18 protein-coding genes are annotated in these 16,803 nt (G+C 38.0%); 4 read left to right on the forward strand and 14 right to left on the reverse strand.

Annotated elements, in window-relative coordinates:
- Positions 1-3: 3 nt before the first annotated feature.
- From IT970_RS07975 to IT970_RS07990, 4 genes are all read right to left on the reverse strand, one after another.
- Positions 4-1,959: a transglutaminase family protein gene (locus IT970_RS07975; protein WP_196857748.1), complete on the reverse strand. Its 1,956-nt coding sequence runs from the start codon at positions 1,957-1,959 to the stop codon at positions 4-6.
- A 2-nt stretch (positions 1,960-1,961) separates the two neighbouring features.
- A complete protein-coding gene (locus IT970_RS07980) occupies positions 1,962-2,774 on the reverse strand; it encodes a DUF58 domain-containing protein (protein WP_196857749.1) in 813 nt (270 codons plus the stop codon).
- Positions 2,775-2,924: 150 nt separating this feature from the next.
- The gene (locus tag IT970_RS07985; protein WP_180311563.1) at positions 2,925-3,818 is read right to left on the reverse strand and encodes an AAA family ATPase; all 894 of its coding nucleotides are present in this window, start codon (positions 3,816-3,818) and stop codon (positions 2,925-2,927) included.
- Positions 3,819-3,840: 22 nt separating this feature from the next.
- On the reverse strand, positions 3,841-4,221 hold the full coding sequence (locus tag IT970_RS07990; RefSeq protein WP_036968390.1) for a response regulator: 381 nt from the start codon (positions 4,219-4,221) through the stop codon (positions 3,841-3,843).
- Between the two features lie 510 nt (positions 4,222-4,731).
- On the opposite strand from IT970_RS07990, the gene IT970_RS07995 reads away from it, so the two are divergent.
- Positions 4,732-4,950 carry a hypothetical protein gene (locus IT970_RS07995; protein ID WP_196857750.1) on the forward strand — a complete coding sequence of 73 codons (219 nt, stop codon included), beginning with the start codon at positions 4,732-4,734 and terminating at the stop codon, positions 4,948-4,950.
- Between the two features lie 62 nt (positions 4,951-5,012).
- Complete coding sequence (locus IT970_RS08000) at positions 5,013-5,852, forward strand: DUF2971 domain-containing protein (protein WP_196857751.1); 840 nt, start codon at positions 5,013-5,015, stop codon at positions 5,850-5,852.
- A gap of 35 nt (positions 5,853-5,887) precedes the next feature.
- On the opposite strand, the gene IT970_RS08005 is transcribed toward IT970_RS08000, so the two are convergent.
- The gene (locus tag IT970_RS08005) at positions 5,888-6,043 is read right to left on the reverse strand and encodes a hypothetical protein (protein WP_196857752.1); all 156 of its coding nucleotides are present in this window, start codon (positions 6,041-6,043) and stop codon (positions 5,888-5,890) included.
- 216 nt (positions 6,044-6,259) lie between these two features.
- Entirely contained in the window at positions 6,260-7,831 is a 1,572-nt protein-coding gene (locus IT970_RS08010) for an ABC-F family ATP-binding cassette domain-containing protein (RefSeq protein WP_196857753.1), read from the reverse strand.
- 245 nt (positions 7,832-8,076) lie between these two features.
- Here IT970_RS08010 and IT970_RS08015 point away from each other — a divergent pair, with 245 nt between their 5' ends.
- Complete coding sequence (locus IT970_RS08015) at positions 8,077-8,796, forward strand: metallophosphoesterase (protein ID WP_075593565.1); 720 nt, start codon at positions 8,077-8,079, stop codon at positions 8,794-8,796.
- On the opposite strand, the gene IT970_RS08020 is transcribed toward IT970_RS08015, so the two are convergent.
- The 4 genes from IT970_RS08020 to IT970_RS08035 all read right to left on the reverse strand — a co-directional run bounded on the left by IT970_RS08020 (position 8,785) and on the right by IT970_RS08035 (position 11,072).
- Positions 8,785-9,156, reverse strand: a complete 372-nt coding sequence (locus IT970_RS08020; RefSeq protein WP_036968379.1) for a hypothetical protein — start codon at positions 9,154-9,156, stop codon at positions 8,785-8,787. The two genes, IT970_RS08015 and IT970_RS08020, sit on opposite strands and share 12 nt — an antisense overlap.
- A gap of 168 nt (positions 9,157-9,324) precedes the next feature.
- On the reverse strand, positions 9,325-9,897 hold the full coding sequence (locus IT970_RS08025; RefSeq protein ID WP_075593564.1) for a tRNA-(ms[2]io[6]A)-hydroxylase: 573 nt from the start codon (positions 9,895-9,897) through the stop codon (positions 9,325-9,327).
- A gap of 49 nt (positions 9,898-9,946) precedes the next feature.
- On the reverse strand, positions 9,947-10,585 hold the full coding sequence (locus tag IT970_RS08030) for a sulfotransferase (RefSeq protein ID WP_075593563.1): 639 nt from the start codon (positions 10,583-10,585) through the stop codon (positions 9,947-9,949).
- Between the two features lie 112 nt (positions 10,586-10,697).
- A complete protein-coding gene (locus tag IT970_RS08035; RefSeq protein ID WP_196857754.1) occupies positions 10,698-11,072 on the reverse strand; it encodes an MAPEG family protein in 375 nt (124 codons plus the stop codon).
- A gap of 131 nt (positions 11,073-11,203) precedes the next feature.
- Between IT970_RS08035 and IT970_RS08040 the strand changes: the two genes are divergently transcribed.
- Entirely contained in the window at positions 11,204-12,553 is a 1,350-nt protein-coding gene (locus IT970_RS08040; protein WP_065979934.1) for a DUF2254 domain-containing protein, read from the forward strand.
- Between the two features lie 4 nt (positions 12,554-12,557).
- Here the strand turns inward: IT970_RS08040 and IT970_RS08045 are convergent, their stop codons facing one another.
- The 4 genes from IT970_RS08045 to IT970_RS08060 form a co-directional block, all read right to left on the reverse strand.
- Positions 12,558-13,274, reverse strand: coding sequence for an SIMPL domain-containing protein (locus IT970_RS08045; RefSeq protein WP_036968370.1), 717 nt, complete (start codon positions 13,272-13,274; stop codon positions 12,558-12,560).
- A gap of 147 nt (positions 13,275-13,421) precedes the next feature.
- Positions 13,422-13,916 carry a nuclear transport factor 2 family protein gene (locus IT970_RS08050; RefSeq protein WP_196857755.1) on the reverse strand — a complete coding sequence of 165 codons (495 nt, stop codon included), beginning with the start codon at positions 13,914-13,916 and terminating at the stop codon, positions 13,422-13,424.
- 71 nt (positions 13,917-13,987) lie between these two features.
- The gene (locus IT970_RS08055; RefSeq protein WP_036968368.1) at positions 13,988-14,221 is read right to left on the reverse strand and encodes a hypothetical protein; all 234 of its coding nucleotides are present in this window, start codon (positions 14,219-14,221) and stop codon (positions 13,988-13,990) included.
- An 887-nt stretch (positions 14,222-15,108) separates the two neighbouring features.
- The gene (locus IT970_RS08060; RefSeq protein WP_036968366.1) at positions 15,109-16,803 is read right to left on the reverse strand and encodes an NAD-dependent malic enzyme; all 1,695 of its coding nucleotides are present in this window, start codon (positions 16,801-16,803) and stop codon (positions 15,109-15,111) included.

The raw sequence follows: 16,803 nt of genomic DNA on the forward strand, positions 1-16,803 counted from the left end.
TCTCTATTTTGCTGTTTTGAGAGAGTTTAACAGAACTCGAGCAGTGGTTTTACGTTTTTGAGTAAATGCGAGCTGTTGATAGCGCACTTCGATGATTATCTGTTCAAATTTAGCCAATACGCTGGATAAATGGGGCTTTTGTTTTTTTATATTTGCAATGTTTTGCAAAGGAGTAAGAGTGACATCTGTTTCAATACCCCGTTTATTCGCCCAACGGTAAAGCTGTTCTATTTCGTTAATAAGTGGCTCATTAGAGAGAGGCGTGCGCTTTGAATAGAAAAAGTAACCTAGAAAAACAAAGGCCAGCGTAGCCAAAACTACAAGTGGTGTTATCCAGTTCGCTTTATTTCCAAATAATGATTTTAAAAAGTTTTGTTGTGATTGCTGATCAAATGTCAGCACCCAATTTGTCCATTTATAATCTAATTCTTCAAGGTGATTTCTAAGCCAATTTATTGCTTTAAAGTGACTCCAGCGTTTTAGGCCAAACCCTAAATTTTCATTAAAGCTTTCATTTAATTCGCTTAATTGTGATAACGAGCCATTTAACCGCTCTGGAGCAACAACCGCGGTTGCATCAAACACATGCCACGCATTATTAAAATGTACTTCTACCCAGGCATGGGCATCGTATTGATAGACGTTGAGTGTTGAACCTTGCTTTTGTTCGCCGCCTAAGTAACCAGAAACTACACGCGCAGGAACTTTGGCAACCCTGAACATAAAGGCTGCTGTACTTGCGTAATGTCCACAAAAGCCACGTTTATTATCAAATACAAACTGGTCAATTGTATTCTCGCCAGTCATTGCTGTTGGTGTGAGTGTGTAGCTAAATGCTTGTTCATTAAAATAGCGCAATAAAGCATTAAAATAGGCTTCTTCGTTGGTATTTTTTTCAGCGAGAGATAATGACAGTGTGCGCGTTTTAGGGTTCACGTTGCCAGGAAGTCGCGTATACAGTCTTTTTTCAAAGTCAGACAGAACAACATTATTTAATGAGCCGCTTTTAACGGTGTATTTTATATTCTTATTTAAATTGCCTTTGCGTTTTAGCAAACCATTATAGGTGGAGACTACAGCCGTATTATCACTTGTTGCGTACCCCAAACCATATAACCAATTAGCCGATGAAGGCTCTGCAATAACTTGATATTGAACGTAGTTTTGAGGGGCAACTGGCTTGCGAGTAAGGTTAAACTGTTGAGATTTTAAAATGTCCGATATTAACCATTCGTTACCATTAAACTCATCATGAATAAGGCTTCGCCAATAATAGGGGGGCTGCAGAGCTGTATTATTAGGCTCTTCAACTCTAAAAACTAGCTCGTCTGATTCTGCCAATTTGGCAATAGAAAACGGGTTTACCTGTTCAGACAAACCTGTTTTAGCAAGCTTTGGCCCCGGTAATTGCCAAAAAGCAGGAAGTCTTGGTAAAAATAAAATTAGAAATGCAGCAATAGGTAAAGCGAACAAAATGGTCTTAACACTCTGTTTATTAGCCGTTTTAAAGCTATTAGGGCTGTCTAAATAGCCAAGGACTGCAAAATTAACGATATATAAGCTGCTTACCAGCAATGTTTCGAGTAAACCTTGATGAAAGAGATACAGGGTCGATAAGTTAAAAAACACGAGTAAACACACGGTTTGATATTGCTTGGTTGTTCGCGCTTGCAATAGTTTAAATGTACTTGCAAGTAGCATCATTGAAACAAATAACTTAACTGTGTCAGACACACCGACAACAACAAATAAAGCGATTAGACAGGCCGCAGCTAAAATATTAGCCACCTTACCATTGAGTTTTTTATAGAACTTTCCAATTAATAAATTAAGGCAGCTTAAAGAAATTAAAATGGCGAGAAAAAGAGCAGGGACTTCAGTAAACAAAAATCCACTCATAATGATGAATATGAATGAAAGTGCCGAATTTATTAAGCCTGCATTATGCATCTTCAGCATATTTAAAACTCCGCCAGCGCTTGAAGGCATGATTTTTGATGTTTTAAACCGCAACCCGAAGCAACCTCACTATTTGGCAACGTTAAAGAAAATGTAACGTGCTGTTCAGTGAGCTTATTGACTAAATAACATAGTTGACTGAGCCTAGTTTCAGTATTGCCGTTTAACTTATTAAAGTTAAGTGCCATTTTGGCAGACGAATGACTCGTAAACTCCTTGCTGAGTAACTGCTGAGTTTTTGCGTAGTGTTTCCAAGATACTTTATTAAGTGCTGTACCGGGGATAAAAGGAGACAGTTGGTGAAAATCATCCGATCCCGGCTTTTGTTGGCTTTCATGCTCTTCGCTATCGCCTAATTCCAGTGTGTCAAAAACTAAACTAGGGTCATCGATTGGCTCTGGGTATATATAAATTGCATCACTGGGCTGAATATAACTCCATACAGACACAAGCCCAAAAGGAAAAGAGCTATAAATTTGGACTTTTTCGAAGCAATAACGCCCACGTTTGTCTAAGTTTAACGAAATATGCGTATTTACTACTTCGTTATTACCGACATCAATGAGCTGTGATTTTGTATTTTTATATCCAAGCGCAACACCTTGACACGCGCTCTTAGCTTTTATAGAAAAATGAGCGCTTGGTTGATTGGGTGCATAGCATGGCATTACGTGATTAAACTTTACACTGAGACCACGTAGATTTTTATAACCCGTTAAAATGGCGAACACTAATAAAACAACCATGAGGTACGCCATCGCTAAAATAAGGTTGTTTTGATAATTAATACCCATCACAAAATTTAACAGTGCCACAAATAGAAATTTAGCTCCTAAGCGCGATGGCAAAACGTAAATTGTATTATGACGCAGTGTAATCTCGTTTGTTTTATGCTTATTTTTTAATAACTTATTTATAAAAAAGTGCGTAACACGAGTTGCAAAAGTAGGGCGCTTAAGCATCTTTTACAAGCTAACAGGAACATGTTTTAGTGCATAAGCACTGTCATCTTTATTCAACCCAAGACGGTGATCGGTCACACTTGCAAACACCGCTTGAACGTCTTCAGGTAAAACAAAATTACGTCCTTCAATGTAGGCCCATGCTTTAGCTGCACGAGAAAGCGCAATAGATGCTCTTGGCGATAAAGGATTAACAAAGTGCTTGTCTTGGCGAGTAAATGCAACTAACTCTAAAATATAATCAACAACGGCATTGCTGAGTGTGACCTGAGTAATTTCTGTTTGAATAATAGAGAGTTGCTCAGTTGTTATACGCACGGGTAAATCGTCGTAGTTACGATTATTTAAACCCAAAATTAAGTTTTTTTCAGCCTGTTTATCAGGAAACCCTAAACTAATTCGCATAAAAAAGCGGTCTAACTGTGACTCAGGTAAAGGATATGTACCAGACTGATTTACTGGGTTTTGTGTAGCAATCACAAAAAAAGGCGATGGCAGGGCGTGTTTAACAGAGTCGACCGTGACTTGCTTTTCTTCCATTGCTTCTAACAGAGCGCTTTGTGTTTTAGGACCCGCGCGATTTATTTCATCTGCAAGCACAACTTGGCTAAAAACAGGCCCTTGATGAAATGAAAAAGTGTGTGCTTTGGCATCAAATATATTTGTTCCTAATATATCTGACGGAAGTAAGTCACTGGTAAATTGAATGCGTTGATACGATAAACCTAAAACCGCCGCAAGTGCATGCGATAAAGTGGTTTTACCCATACCTGGTAAGTCTTCAATTAACAAATGACCTTGGCTGAATAAACAGGCTAATGCCAACTTAATTTGTTGTTGTTTACCAAATATTACTGTCGATAGGTCATCTATAACGCGTTCAATAGTCGAATTCATAAACTTCTTAATTTGTTATGGTTTACATCAATTCTAGACGTTTCATAACAGTATCGACTTTTTTTGCGTTAAATGGTTTAGCAATAAAACCTTTCGCGCCAAGTTCCCACGTGTTTTGTACATTTTCGAGACTGTTGTGGCCAGAGCACATAACAACATGTGTGTGTGGGTAGTTGTCGTTTAAGTATTCTAAAATCTCTGTGCCGTCTGTGTTGGGGAGCTCTATATCGAGAAAGATGACGTTAGGCGATTTTTCTTCAATAACTGTTTTAGCTGATTCAAAATCTCGGCTTTCTAAAATATCTTCAAAGCCAAGGCCTGTTAATATCTGATTGAGATAGTCTCTGATATCTTGCATATCATCAATTATCAAAATGGGTTCTAACGGTTTCACAAATTCCATATTGTTTACATCTTATCGTTACATCTTAGTTTGATAGTTTTAATATATGCCATGCAATACCTAAGCTCAAGAAACAGTCGATAATTAAATGGATTATATAGCAAAACAACCACCTAATGTCCGATACCGTCTAGTATTGGACTTAGTATCACTGAAGACAGCGCTCAGATAGATACAAACCATTACTTCCTATAATTTATATTATGTTAAATAGCATAAATATTTATATAATTAAGTTCATTGCCTTGTAGATTTAACGTATTTTCACCTGCTTTTGTACAAAGATGCTCTTTTACATTGTGAGTTATAAACCAATTTGTATTTGTCATTTTTACCACGTTTAATTTAAACGAACTGATTTACACTCACTCTCATTTAAGTGGTAATCTGTCACTACACTGTTTGTCTGTTTAAATACACATTGCTTTACTAGCGTTACGGTTTGCACGGTCTGGTTATTTATTAATTTTTAGAGATGGTTGTTTTTAGATATCACACGTTGAATCTTATGTGCCTTATAATTTCATCAACAGGATTGAGTTTTTACAACGCTCTGTTCGTTATAACGAAAGCCACGTCGATGCCCTACAAGCTCAAATAGAACACTTGTATGACCTAGTTGAAGCCAGTGAAACCCTTAAAATCATTGGTAATGACCTAATCAAAATGAGTGATCAGCTTGCTCTTAAAGATATTGTTTTGAAGTATGGAGACAAAAAAACTGCATAGAATTTGCCGCACATTTATTTGTGCGGCATCATAGTACTTTAAAGTATTATTTGCAGAAATAAATGAATATAAATGATTTTAAAATAGCTCACCCGTCTGCAGTTGAGTGCGGACATCATTCTTTATATCGATTCATGCCAATTGTTTCTGATGAGACAAAAGATGCAAGGTATTTAGAATGCTTATTGACCGATGGTTACTTGTTCTTGTCTACTCCTTCAATGTTCAATGATCCTTTTGAATGCAAGCCTCATTTCTCAATGTCTAACACAAATGTTCCTGAGCTTCGAAGGTATCTATTAATTGAAGCAAGAAAAAGTGCTAGAAGAAATAGAACCAAATTTAATTATGACGCCGCTAATAAAATTGCAACTAAGTTTATCACTGATCATGACGCAGTTGACAATTTGATAAATAAGAGTCTTATAGAGGTTTTTCAAGAGAGTCGAATTTGCTGTTTTTCACCTAATCGAGATAATCTACTATTTTGGTCACATTATGCTAAGTCACATAAGGGGATATGCATAGAATTTGATTGCGCATATCCACCTATGAATGGTGCTAGAAAAGTAAAATACACAGATACGTACCCTTCTGTGGTTTATCCGTTTCCATCTGAACTAGATTCAGTAGTTCCTGTTTTAACAAAATCTAAGGAATGGAAATATGAACAGGAATTTAGAATTGCATTAAGAGAGAATAACCCTCAGTTTGTTATAGGTACCAAATACTTAAATTTAGATGAAGGCGCAATTAAGAGTGTTACTTTAGGAGCATGCATATCGGATGAAGAGAAAGAAACAGCAATAAAAATAGCTCGTGAAAGTAAATTTACGCCTAAAATATTCCAAGCAAAATTATCTAAATCAAAGTTCGAGTTAGTTTTTGAAGAAATAAAATAAAACCCGCTTATAAAGCGGGCATTGGTGACTTAACCTTACTTTAATGCTTCTGATAACGCACTTACTAATTCATCATCAAGCTTGTTTTCAGACTTGCTAGCTAAGTGCTTAGCCGTAGCTAAACAGACACGTTTTATAAATGCTTCGGTTAGCAATTTAGCTGCTAAATATTTACCTAATGTCGCTATCATAATTTATCCTGTAGTTTAGTAATATCTTCACCGTGTTTTTTGATGACTTACTTTATCCAAGTAATGTCTGTTTGCATTGCGGTGGCGAACGCGCCACCAATTTGCACAATGATTACGAATAACACATTGATTGAGTTTGCACCGATGGCCATACCCTACCCCTTGGCCGCTATCGTTATGATTTCAGCGTTTATAATGCAAGGTTATCCATCTGTTTTATAATGCAATTTTCTTATGACAACCAATTTCCTCTATAAAATAGTGATCATGGCTGACTATGATAAACCCGCCATTAAATGCGTGTAATGCATCGGCTAAAAGCTGTTTTGATTCAAGGTCTAGGTGATTATCGGGCTCGTCGAGTAACAAAAAAACATGCTTTTCAATATGGCTTACGATACACATTGCGAGTTTCATTTTTTCGCCACCACTTAACTGTGCGGCTTGTTTATAAACGTCGTCTTTTCTGAAGTTTAAACTAGCAAGGAGTGTTCGGGCTGTATTGTGGGTTAACTCGCGGCAATAGAACATTAGGTTATCAAGCAGGGTTAAGTCATTATTTATTAATGAAAAATGTTGGTCTAAATAATAGAGTGGTTGATTAACATGTATCTGCCCTGCTCTAACTGGCAATTTAGCCATCATCGTTTTTAAAAGTGTTGATTTGCCGGTGCCATTGGCGCCCGATAAATGTATTTTTTCATCATTATAAAGCGATAAATTTAAGGGGGTGTGCGAACCATACTGCAATACAACGTTCTCGAGTGTTACTGCTTTTTGGCGTTTAAACTCTGTTTGATTTAAATAGAACTGTTGGGGTTTTATTTGCTCAAGTTGAGATATAAGCACTTGCTTATTTTTAGTGATTTGCGCCTCTCTTTTTGCTGCGTTTTTACTTTGCGATGATTGATTTGCTGAGGCTCTGTCTTTTTTAGCATCTTGAAGCACTTTGGGCTGGCTGCCTGATTTTTGAAGCTTTGTGCCTTTATTCGCGCGTTTTTCTGCTTTTTGTTTATTAACGTGCTGTTGAGCTTCAAGCTTACTTTGTTGTTTTGTCGCTGTATTAAGCTTGTTTTCTAATGCTGTAACATGTTGCTGTTTTTGGCGGGTGTAATCTGTAAAGTTGCCACCATAAACAACTAACCCCAGTGACGATAGTTCCCATATTTCATCAACAATTTCTAGTAACTCTCGGTCATGGCTGATCAGTAATATTTGCCCTGGATATGATTCAATTTGATTTTTTAACCATGCTTTACCCTGATTATCTAAATGATTTGAAGGCTCATCGAGAATCAAAATATCGTGCTTTAAGGTAAATAAAGCCCATAATTTTAATTGACTGAGTTGCCCGCCACTTAAGGAATTCGCACGCGCAGTGGCAGTGATGTTTTTAAGGCCTAATTTATTTAATACAGAATTAAAGCGTTGTTCTAAATCCCAATAACCATCCACTAATGTTAAGTCGTGTTCTGTGAATTGGCCTTCATTAATGGCCTGCAAGGCGTTGAAGTAATGATCAAGCCCTATAGATTCAGCAACTGTGAGGGTATTTAACCGTTTAATGTCGTCGACTTGTTTATATATACCCATTACGCCGCTGCTGTTTACTGTTCCTGACGTTGGCGAGCGCTCTTTACAAAGTAACGATGCTAAAATTGATTTACCACTGCCATTGCGACCAACAAGTGCGGTTGTTTTTGCTGTTAATGACAGTGTTATATTGTTAAACAGACGTTTGCCATTGGCATGCTGAAAGCAAAGGTTAAAAGCGTGAAGTTGTGGCATAGTGCCTCCTGTAATACAGGGGCAGAAAGCGTTGGTAACGCAAAGATATTTTACGCGTGTAAAGTGATAGTGAGCAACGCCTACTAACCCTGTTGGTCCAAAGAAAAAATGAAATTGGATAACAGGTTTAGTTGTTCATGTTGGCGCGTGCTCCTAAATAATGAGACTAGATAATATCCAGCCCTTGCCAAAAAGGCAACGAGTTATGTTAGGCTAATATTCATAGAACGTGAAAGGAGTGCATTTTGAATTTAGTTAATTGCCAAGCCATTCTCAATAATACTGTGCAAGTAAAACTGACACTTGATGCTAAAAAACGTGTTTTTGTTATTGGTGATTTAGATGCCGACCTACCCAAGTTTGAACGTGCGTTAGCATCGGTAAATTTTAATGCAGCAAACGATGTATTATTTGCACTTGGCGATGTTATTGATAGAGGTGCACACAGTGTTGCTCTATTACAGAGGTTTAAAGAGCTGAGTGTTTATATGACTCTGGGTAATCATGAACATATGATGCTCGAATCAGTTCTTGCCCAAGATAGTGGTTATCACGCGTTATGGGTTGAAAATGGCGGGCGTTGGCATTACGAATTAAGCGAGGCTGAACGTATGGATGTTTGCCTGCAACTCCTAAATTGCCCTCTTTCTTACCTTATTGAATATGCAGGCATGACAATTGGTTTGTCGCACACGGTGCCACAAAATTGGCATTGGCAAAATATTCCTCGCAATCATTCTCAAGCCGTTACCGGCTTACTTTGGGATAGATCTATTACAAAACAAGGTAAGGTTTTGCACAACCAAGGCGTCGACTTTTCTATTCATGGCCATAACTCGACCCCTCGGCCCTATTGGATTGGGAACACTTATCACATCGATACAAATTATTTAGGCGGTGAGCCAACACTTGTCGAGCTGAGTTCTTTAATAAGCGACTTTAAACAAGCCCATTCAATGGATTGAAGCAAGTTCAGAGGGAATGTTTTCTTCGAGATACTGCTTGTACTTATACCTTGCGTGCCAAAGCTGTTCATCAGATTCTTGCAGGTAAATAAGTGGACCGGTATTTTTCTTTGCTAAACTGGTTAGTTTAGAATATTCACGGGTATCAATTTTGCCATCGCTAAAGTAACTATTTGAAATTGTTAGAAACTCATCGTCTTTGTACACTTCACTGTGCCAAATAAGAGAACGATACATACTGGCGGTTATTTCGGTTGGCTTATCGTTGCTTTGAAAGATTTTCACTTCAGAGTAAATTGAGTTACCCGTAATTACGATACCAATTAACGATAGCGTTGTGAGAGTCATCATCCATTTCATGCTTTTATCCTCACTATTGATTACTTTAACTATAGGAGGAAAGCGAGATGTTTGATGTTTATTTAATCAATCACAGTTCGAAAAAGTATTTTCAAAATACTTAATTACTGTTTTCTAAGTACCTATTTTGCGCATAGAGCTCACTGAGCCCTATGCGCGTGATACCATTTAGTGAAGTGCGGCTGTAAACGGAATGCTTTCACAGATTTTGGCTTCAGCAATAAGAATTTCTTCTAGTCGTGTATCTACTTCATGCTTGTCGAAATACTCGTAGGCAAGTTCGACAAATAAGTTTTTATGCTTTTCTTCAGATTTCGCGATGGCCACATAAAACTCTTTTTCTTTGCCAGCAGGTAGCGCTTCGGCAACTAATGAAAAGCGTTCATGCCCTCTTGCTTCAATAACACCCGCAACGAGTAGACGGTCCATTAAAAACTCGTCGCGGCCATTTCTGAATAAGCCACGAATTTGCTTAATGTAAGGGTCTTTTTGATCGTTACCCAATGAAATATCGCGTTCCATTAATAGCTTGAGAACTTGCTTAAAATGAATCATTTCTTCAAGCGCTAAGTCGGTCATAGCTTTAACAAGTTTACGACGATCTGGGTAATGCGACAGCATTGACATAGCCATACCCGATGCTTTTTTTTCAGCGGCAGCATGGTCTTGTAAAAAGGTGTTGAAGTCCGCTAAGACACCTTCTGTCCATTCAAAGGGAGTGTGATATTTTAATTCAAACATGATAAGGAACAACTTAACTTATAATGGCGGCGATTTTAACGCATTTTGGTTATAAAATCTTGTGATTGTAACCAAGGGATTTATCTATTTTTCCATTGCGGGTTGAGGCTATTTTGTCGGGGTGTTTTATGTCATTCCAAGCCGTTACTTTACCGGCCATATTCAGTTGTTTAAAAACAATTGGTTGCTCGGTTTGTAAAAATGCTTTGAGTGCGTCAGGGCTATGCTCGTCTGCAACATCAAGTGTTAATAGTTGCTGTTTTTTATCACTAAAATAGTTTTGCACTTGCTGTTGATGCCGCTTGTAACATGCAATAAGGTACTCATCTGATTCGATATCTGCCAGTGTGTAGTGGCCAAACACCTCTAAATAACAGCGTTTTAAATGGCTATTAAAGCCGCCATCTTCGCGCATTAAATTAGTATGCATGCGCGCAAGCAGTTGTCTTATTGAGGGGATCCATTTTGATAAATCACGCTGCAAATTAATAAAAATACTGTTTGGGTAATGCTTATCAAGTAACGGAAACTCACTAAAGACGGGAGTGTCAGCTATAACCTCTGCACTTTCAATTGCCGCTTGTGTATACGCTGTGTGGGCCGTTTTATAGCCTAATTGTAAAAAGCTATAGCAAATACTGGTAGTGCCTGTGCGCGGCAGACCTATTATAAAAATTTTATTCTTCATCTTAATTCGTATTAATTATGTTGGCATGAGAACTGGGGTTGCTTAATGAGTGGCGTTTTAACCCAGTCATTTTAGTGCCATTGCTAACGTTAGCAATGACACCCGCTTTTACCTACATAACTTGTGTAACTAATAACATGAAAGCACTGATAACCAGTGTTAAAAAGGTAAGTATCATACCAAAAGCACGTAATTTAATTACGTTATCAGCAAGCCCGTAGCTGTGACAAAATCGACCTAGTAGCAACATGCTTCCTAAAATATAACAATAATGACTTGATAGACCTTGGTACTCAACCAATAACAATAAGATCAAAGTAAATGGCACATACTCTATAAAGTTTCCATGCGCACGAATTGCTGCTTGCAAAGATGCATCACCGCCATCGCCTAGTGAAATTTGCTTGGCTTTACGAATTTTAATAACACGAAAACTTAACTGAATGTATAAAATCGCCAATATGGCGGCAAAGGTTGAAACGATCACTGTATTTCCAATTCTTATTTAAAGTTAGACGCTTAGCACTATTTGTTGCTAGGCTATAAAATAGGTATTTAAGTTAGCACACTATTATGACTCGATAATGATTAATGTCTAACTGTTCTTAAAGGATATGCATGTTTACGCCAAGAAAAATTGCAGACAATTACCGCGAGATGATCAGCAGTATTGGGTTTTACCCATCGATGCTATCCGTTTTATTTCTTTTGTTTGCTTTAATCACAACTGCGATTGAATACGCAGCTATCACAATGGAAGTTAAGCAATTTTTTGCTGTGCTATTAGTCGATAGTGAAGAAAACGCACGAACCATATTGAGTACCCTTGCCGGCAGTATCATTTCGCTAACCGTGTTTAGCTTTTCAATGGTAATGGTGGTACTTAATAGTGCCAGTGCGAGCCTGTCACCGCGAGTTTTACCTGGTTTGATCACTCGTAAATCGCATCAGCTTGTTTTAGGTTTTTACTTAGGCAGTATCATTTACACCATCATTATGTTGATAAACATACGCGCGATGGAAAACGGTGAAATGGGGATCCCCTCTTTGGGTATTTTCTTTTCTTTGCTGTTTGGCTTAGTGTCGTTGGGGTTTTTTGTTTACTTTATTCATTCAATCTCAAAGGCTATCCAAGTTGATAATGTACTTAACGATTTATTTAAAAATACCAAAAATGAACTCACCTGCATTGTCGCAATGCAAAAAGATACCGATGTTAATGAGTTTCCTAACTTTGATGAATGGCACAACATTAAGAGTGAAACAGAAGGTTATTTTAAAGGGGCTCACAGTGATAAATTATGTGCGCTGTGTAAAGAGCACGATATAAAAATTTATATTGCGGTTAAACAAGGTTTTTTCACTGTTAAAGGCTACCCATTCTTAAAGTGTGATAAAGATTTATCAGACATGCCTGAACTTGTTGATGCCCTGCTCAACTGTTTTATTTTTTATATTGAAGAATACATAAGTGACCATTATCGCTATGGTATGACGCAAATTTCTGAAATTGCCGTAAAAGCAATGAGCCCAGGTATTAATGATCCGGGCACTGCGGTTAAGGCCATTGATATGTTAAGCATTTTACTGATAGAACGCCTTAAAATAAGCGATGTGAATTATTCGCTAAAGCATTCAACGAATAATCAACCTTATTTATACTTGCACGAGACATCGTTTGATGAATTACTGCATGATAACTTCACACCGATTAGAAATTATGCAAAAGGCGATGCTTATGTGATGGTCAATGTACTTGAAGCATTTAAAAATATTTTGTTTAGATCGGCTGATAGCAGTAAAGCGACAGAAAGCTTATTTGTTTATTTAGAGGCTATTGTTGAAGACATTAATAAGCATATAACGAATGAATACGACCGTCAGCAAGTAACCAATATGCTCAAGGCTATTGCGCGTATTTCAGAACACAAAGGAAAGGCGTTGGTGGCAAAGTTTACCACCAACTAACTGTTTAATTTTCGATATAATAAACCGCATAGCTACTTGCAGTGATGGTTATTTCACCCCCATTGTATGCATCAGGTACATAGTTACTCGGTGCTGCATCAGCCATAACCATTTTTTCAGCTCTCATGTAGGGTTGCACTCCCGTGTCGAGTGGGCTATTTGAAGCCGTATAAAGGCCTTTTAACTCAACACCATAATCATTGGCAAACTCTTTTGCTGCGGCACGGGCATCTTTAATTGCCAGTTTTTGTGCCTGCTTTTGTAGCTCTTCATATCGGCTCGATACAAACTGTGTTTGATTTATTTCATTAATACCTGAGTTTACGAGTTGTTGAAGTAAAACAGGGTACTGTTTTGTATCAGTGAGCGTGAGTGATAAATTACGAGTTACACGGTATCCAACGAAGTTTTGTTTGCCTGTTTCACGGTTATACTCCGTTTCGCGTTGAATAGAAATATTAGACGCATAAATGCCCTTTTCTTCTACCCCTTTTGACTTTGCAAGCTTTATAGCTTTTGCCATTGTATTGTCGGCTTTATTTTTAGCAGCGATTAAGTCTTTATCAATTTCTACAATTGCGACCGTTAGTTTTACGTTGTCGGGGATTGTGGTGATAGACGCATTACCTTGAATATAAATATGCGGAGCGTCTGGCGTTGCCAAGGCAAAAACATTAAAACTCATAAATGCGGCAATAGATGAAAAAACAAATTTATTCATAACCTTGTTCCTTTTGTATAAACGTGAACTATTAAATACCTTATAAGGTTAATTAGCAATGAACAAGCTTAAACTAGAAGCTTAACGCTCGAAACAACACGGCTTTGAACAACATTATTTTATGCGCTTTTTATTTACACATCAGGATTAAAACATTGTATTACTGTTTTTAGATTCCTTTGGAACAGACTGCCCAACCCCCCAATGCTCAACAATTTTACCTTCTTCCATCCGAAATATTTGGATTGCTGCACCGCCAAGTGATTCAGGTGTATGTTTTACATGAAGGTGAAGCCAAACAAGATCACCGTCAGAAGCAGTTCGCTTAATGGACATTGAAAGTTTAGGGTACTTTTTATAACGGCTCTCAAACAAACTCAACAGCGCATCACGGCCATCAGGTATGTTTGGTGAATGCTCAATAAAATGTTCGCTGTAACATTCATTACGCAAAATATCTATTCGATGCTTAGGCTCAAGATCTGGTCTATTTTCGAGGATTTCCATGCAATACAGCGCCTTCTTTAAGTTAGATTCCTCTAAAGCAGTTTCTGCGCTACTTTTTGCATTTAATTCACACCCTACAAGAGTTATGGAAATTACAAACAACAAAACTCTAATCGCTATTTTCCCTGTACTCATATATTTCTCCTATACACGCTGTTGTCAGAATGTTCATGTATTTCTTGCCCTTAATATGGGCAAAAATGTGGCTAAAATGAAGCTGAGAGAAACAGAGCACCCTGTTTGCCGTAGCGCTTTAAATTCGTGCAAGCTTTAGAGTTTATATTCACGTCGCACTTTGTTGGAAAAAATGCCGGACAAGGTCCCCACTTAAGATCTTTGTCTTTCGCCGAAGCCGAAATTGGTTTATCTACTGCACCTGCACTGAATGCTAATATCGCTATCAGTCCAATGACTGCAGTTTGGATCATTTCCTTCTTCATTTTACTCTCCTGAGTTAAAAAATCGGCTAGTTGCTTAATGCATGGCTCTGCGGCAAAAAAAGCGCCCAGTGTTTTGGGCTGGCAGCAGCCACTTAATAGGATTCTTGCTAGGTATCATTTAAAAATAAATTACAGTCTGGCTAATTTATAATTCAGTAAATTGACCATAAAATTAAAGACTTAAAAATACTCTATGTATTACTGTTATCCGTAAAATAACTATGTATGTCACCTAATCGTGATGTAGCAAACTAGAAACCATGCACACGTTGTTATTTGGCTAGGGATGCATGTTGTAGATAAGTAAGATGAAAGTTCGAATTAAACATGGGGTTACCCAAACGACGTTACTTTAATAAGAACGAGTAATAATTAACCACCTTACAGCGATACCTGAAGAAAAGACATTAATTCCAATCAATCTTTTTGTAATAAACAAAACAGGTCAGATCTTTACTCGATAAATTTAAAAAACTAACAATATAGTAAATAGAATATGGTTCACTCTAATAAAAATATTAGGTTTTGTGAGGCCGATTGTTTAGTTGGCATAGCTTACTAACTTATACATTTCACAATGGAGGAATTGTTCTACAGGCACGCATTTTATCCCTTTGAATCCTTGATTACTCTCTTAACGAAGCTGTTTAGCAGAAAATAAAAGCCGATGAAATTGCGTTACTTAATAGCAATTAGTCCAGTATCGACTCATCTTAGCTCGACAATTGTGTTACTGGTATTGGTGTTACTGGTGTTGAGTGCATGTATTTTTATACAAAAAAAGGGGACCTACTATTTTAGGTCCCCTTTGTCATTTAGCCAAAGCGCGAAGGCTTTGGTTTCTATTAATATTTTAAGTTTAAATACTTAAGTTTAAATGCTTTAGTTTAAATACTACGTCGCTTGTAGTTGCGGTATTCAGGTAACCAATAATTCTTTTCGATAGCAGCCCACAGCGCGTCGTCTGTTAGTTCTAGTGCCACACCTTCTTCCATCGCTTTTTTAGCAACAGCAAACGCAATACGTTTACTCAATGCTTGTATTTCAGTTAGTGCTGGCAATAAGCTACCTTGACCTGTGTTTGCACGTGGTGAAGACTCTGCTAACGTTTCACTTGAAACAATAAGCATTGCATCTGTGATACGGGTTGCTTTTGCAGCAATTACACCTAAACCAATACCAGGGAAAATGTAACTGTTATTACATTGTGGGATTGGGAATAACTGGCCGTTGTATTCAACCGGTTCAAATGGGCTTCCTGAGGCGACAATGGCTTGTCCGTCGGTCCATTCTATAACATCTGCTGGCAGTGCTTCTACCTGCTTAGACGGGTTGCTAAGTGGGAAAATAATTGGCTGCGCACACGAGGCATGCATTGCACGAATAACTTGCTCAGTGAATAAGCCAGGTTGACCCGATACACCAATAAGGATATCTGGTTGAGCGCAGTGCATTACATCAAGAAGCGAGGCGAATTCGCCACTGTAAGTCCAGTCTTTTAAGTTTTCTTTTGATTGCGATAAAGCATCTTGGAAATCACGAAGACCTTCCATTCCTTCTGTTAGTAGACCAAAGCGATCGACCATGTATATTTGTGAACGCGCTTGCTCGTCAGAAATGCCTTCAGCAACCATCGTACTGATGATTTGCTCTGCAATACCGCACCCTGCTGAACCTGCGCCAACAAACACAACTTTTTGTTCTGATAACTTAGCACCTTTAACACGACACGCCGCAAGTAATGAACCAACTGTAACAGCTGCAGTACCTTGAATGTCGTCGTTAAAACTACAAATTTCGTCACGGTATCGTTTAAGCAATGGCATTGCATTCGGTTGTGCGAAATCTTCAAATTGAAGTAGCACACTTGGCCAGCGACGTTTTACTGCTTTAATGAATAGCTCAAGGAACTCGTCGTATTCTTCTTGCGAAATACGTTTATGGCGAGCACCCATGTACATAGGATCGTTAAGTAGTTTTTCGTTGTTGGTACCCACATCAAGCATAACAGGTAATGTGTATGCTGGGCTAATACCACCACATGCGGTGTAAAGCGACAGCTTACCAATTGGAATACCCATGCCCCCAATACCTTGGTCACCAAGGCCTAGAATACGCTCACCATCAGTTACAACGATAACCTTTACTTTGCCTTTCGTCGCATTGCGCAAGATATCGTCGATTTGGAAACGATCTTCGTACGAAATGAATAAGCCACGTGCACTGCGATAAATATCAGAGAACTTTTCGCAAGCGTCTCCCACTGTCGGGGTATAAATAATCGGCATCATTTCTTCAAGATGGTCACGCACTAAACGGTAGTAAAGTGTTTCGTTGTTATCTTGAATAGCACGTAAGTAAATATGTTTGTTTAAGTTGTCGCTAAAACTTGAATATTGTTGGTAACAACGCTCAACTTGCTCTTCAATTGTTTCATAACGCGGTGGCAGTAAACCGGCTAGGTTGAAACTTTCCCTTTCTTTTTGTGAAAATGCACTGCCTTTATTTAATAGTGGCGTTTCGATCAGACCTGGGCCTGAATAAGGAATATAAAGATAATTCGGATCGGTATTTGTAGTCAT

The sequence above is a fragment of the Pseudoalteromonas sp. A41-2 genome (assembly GCF_015767615.1).
Taxonomy (GTDB): Bacteria; Pseudomonadota; Gammaproteobacteria; order Enterobacterales; family Alteromonadaceae; genus Pseudoalteromonas; species Pseudoalteromonas lipolytica.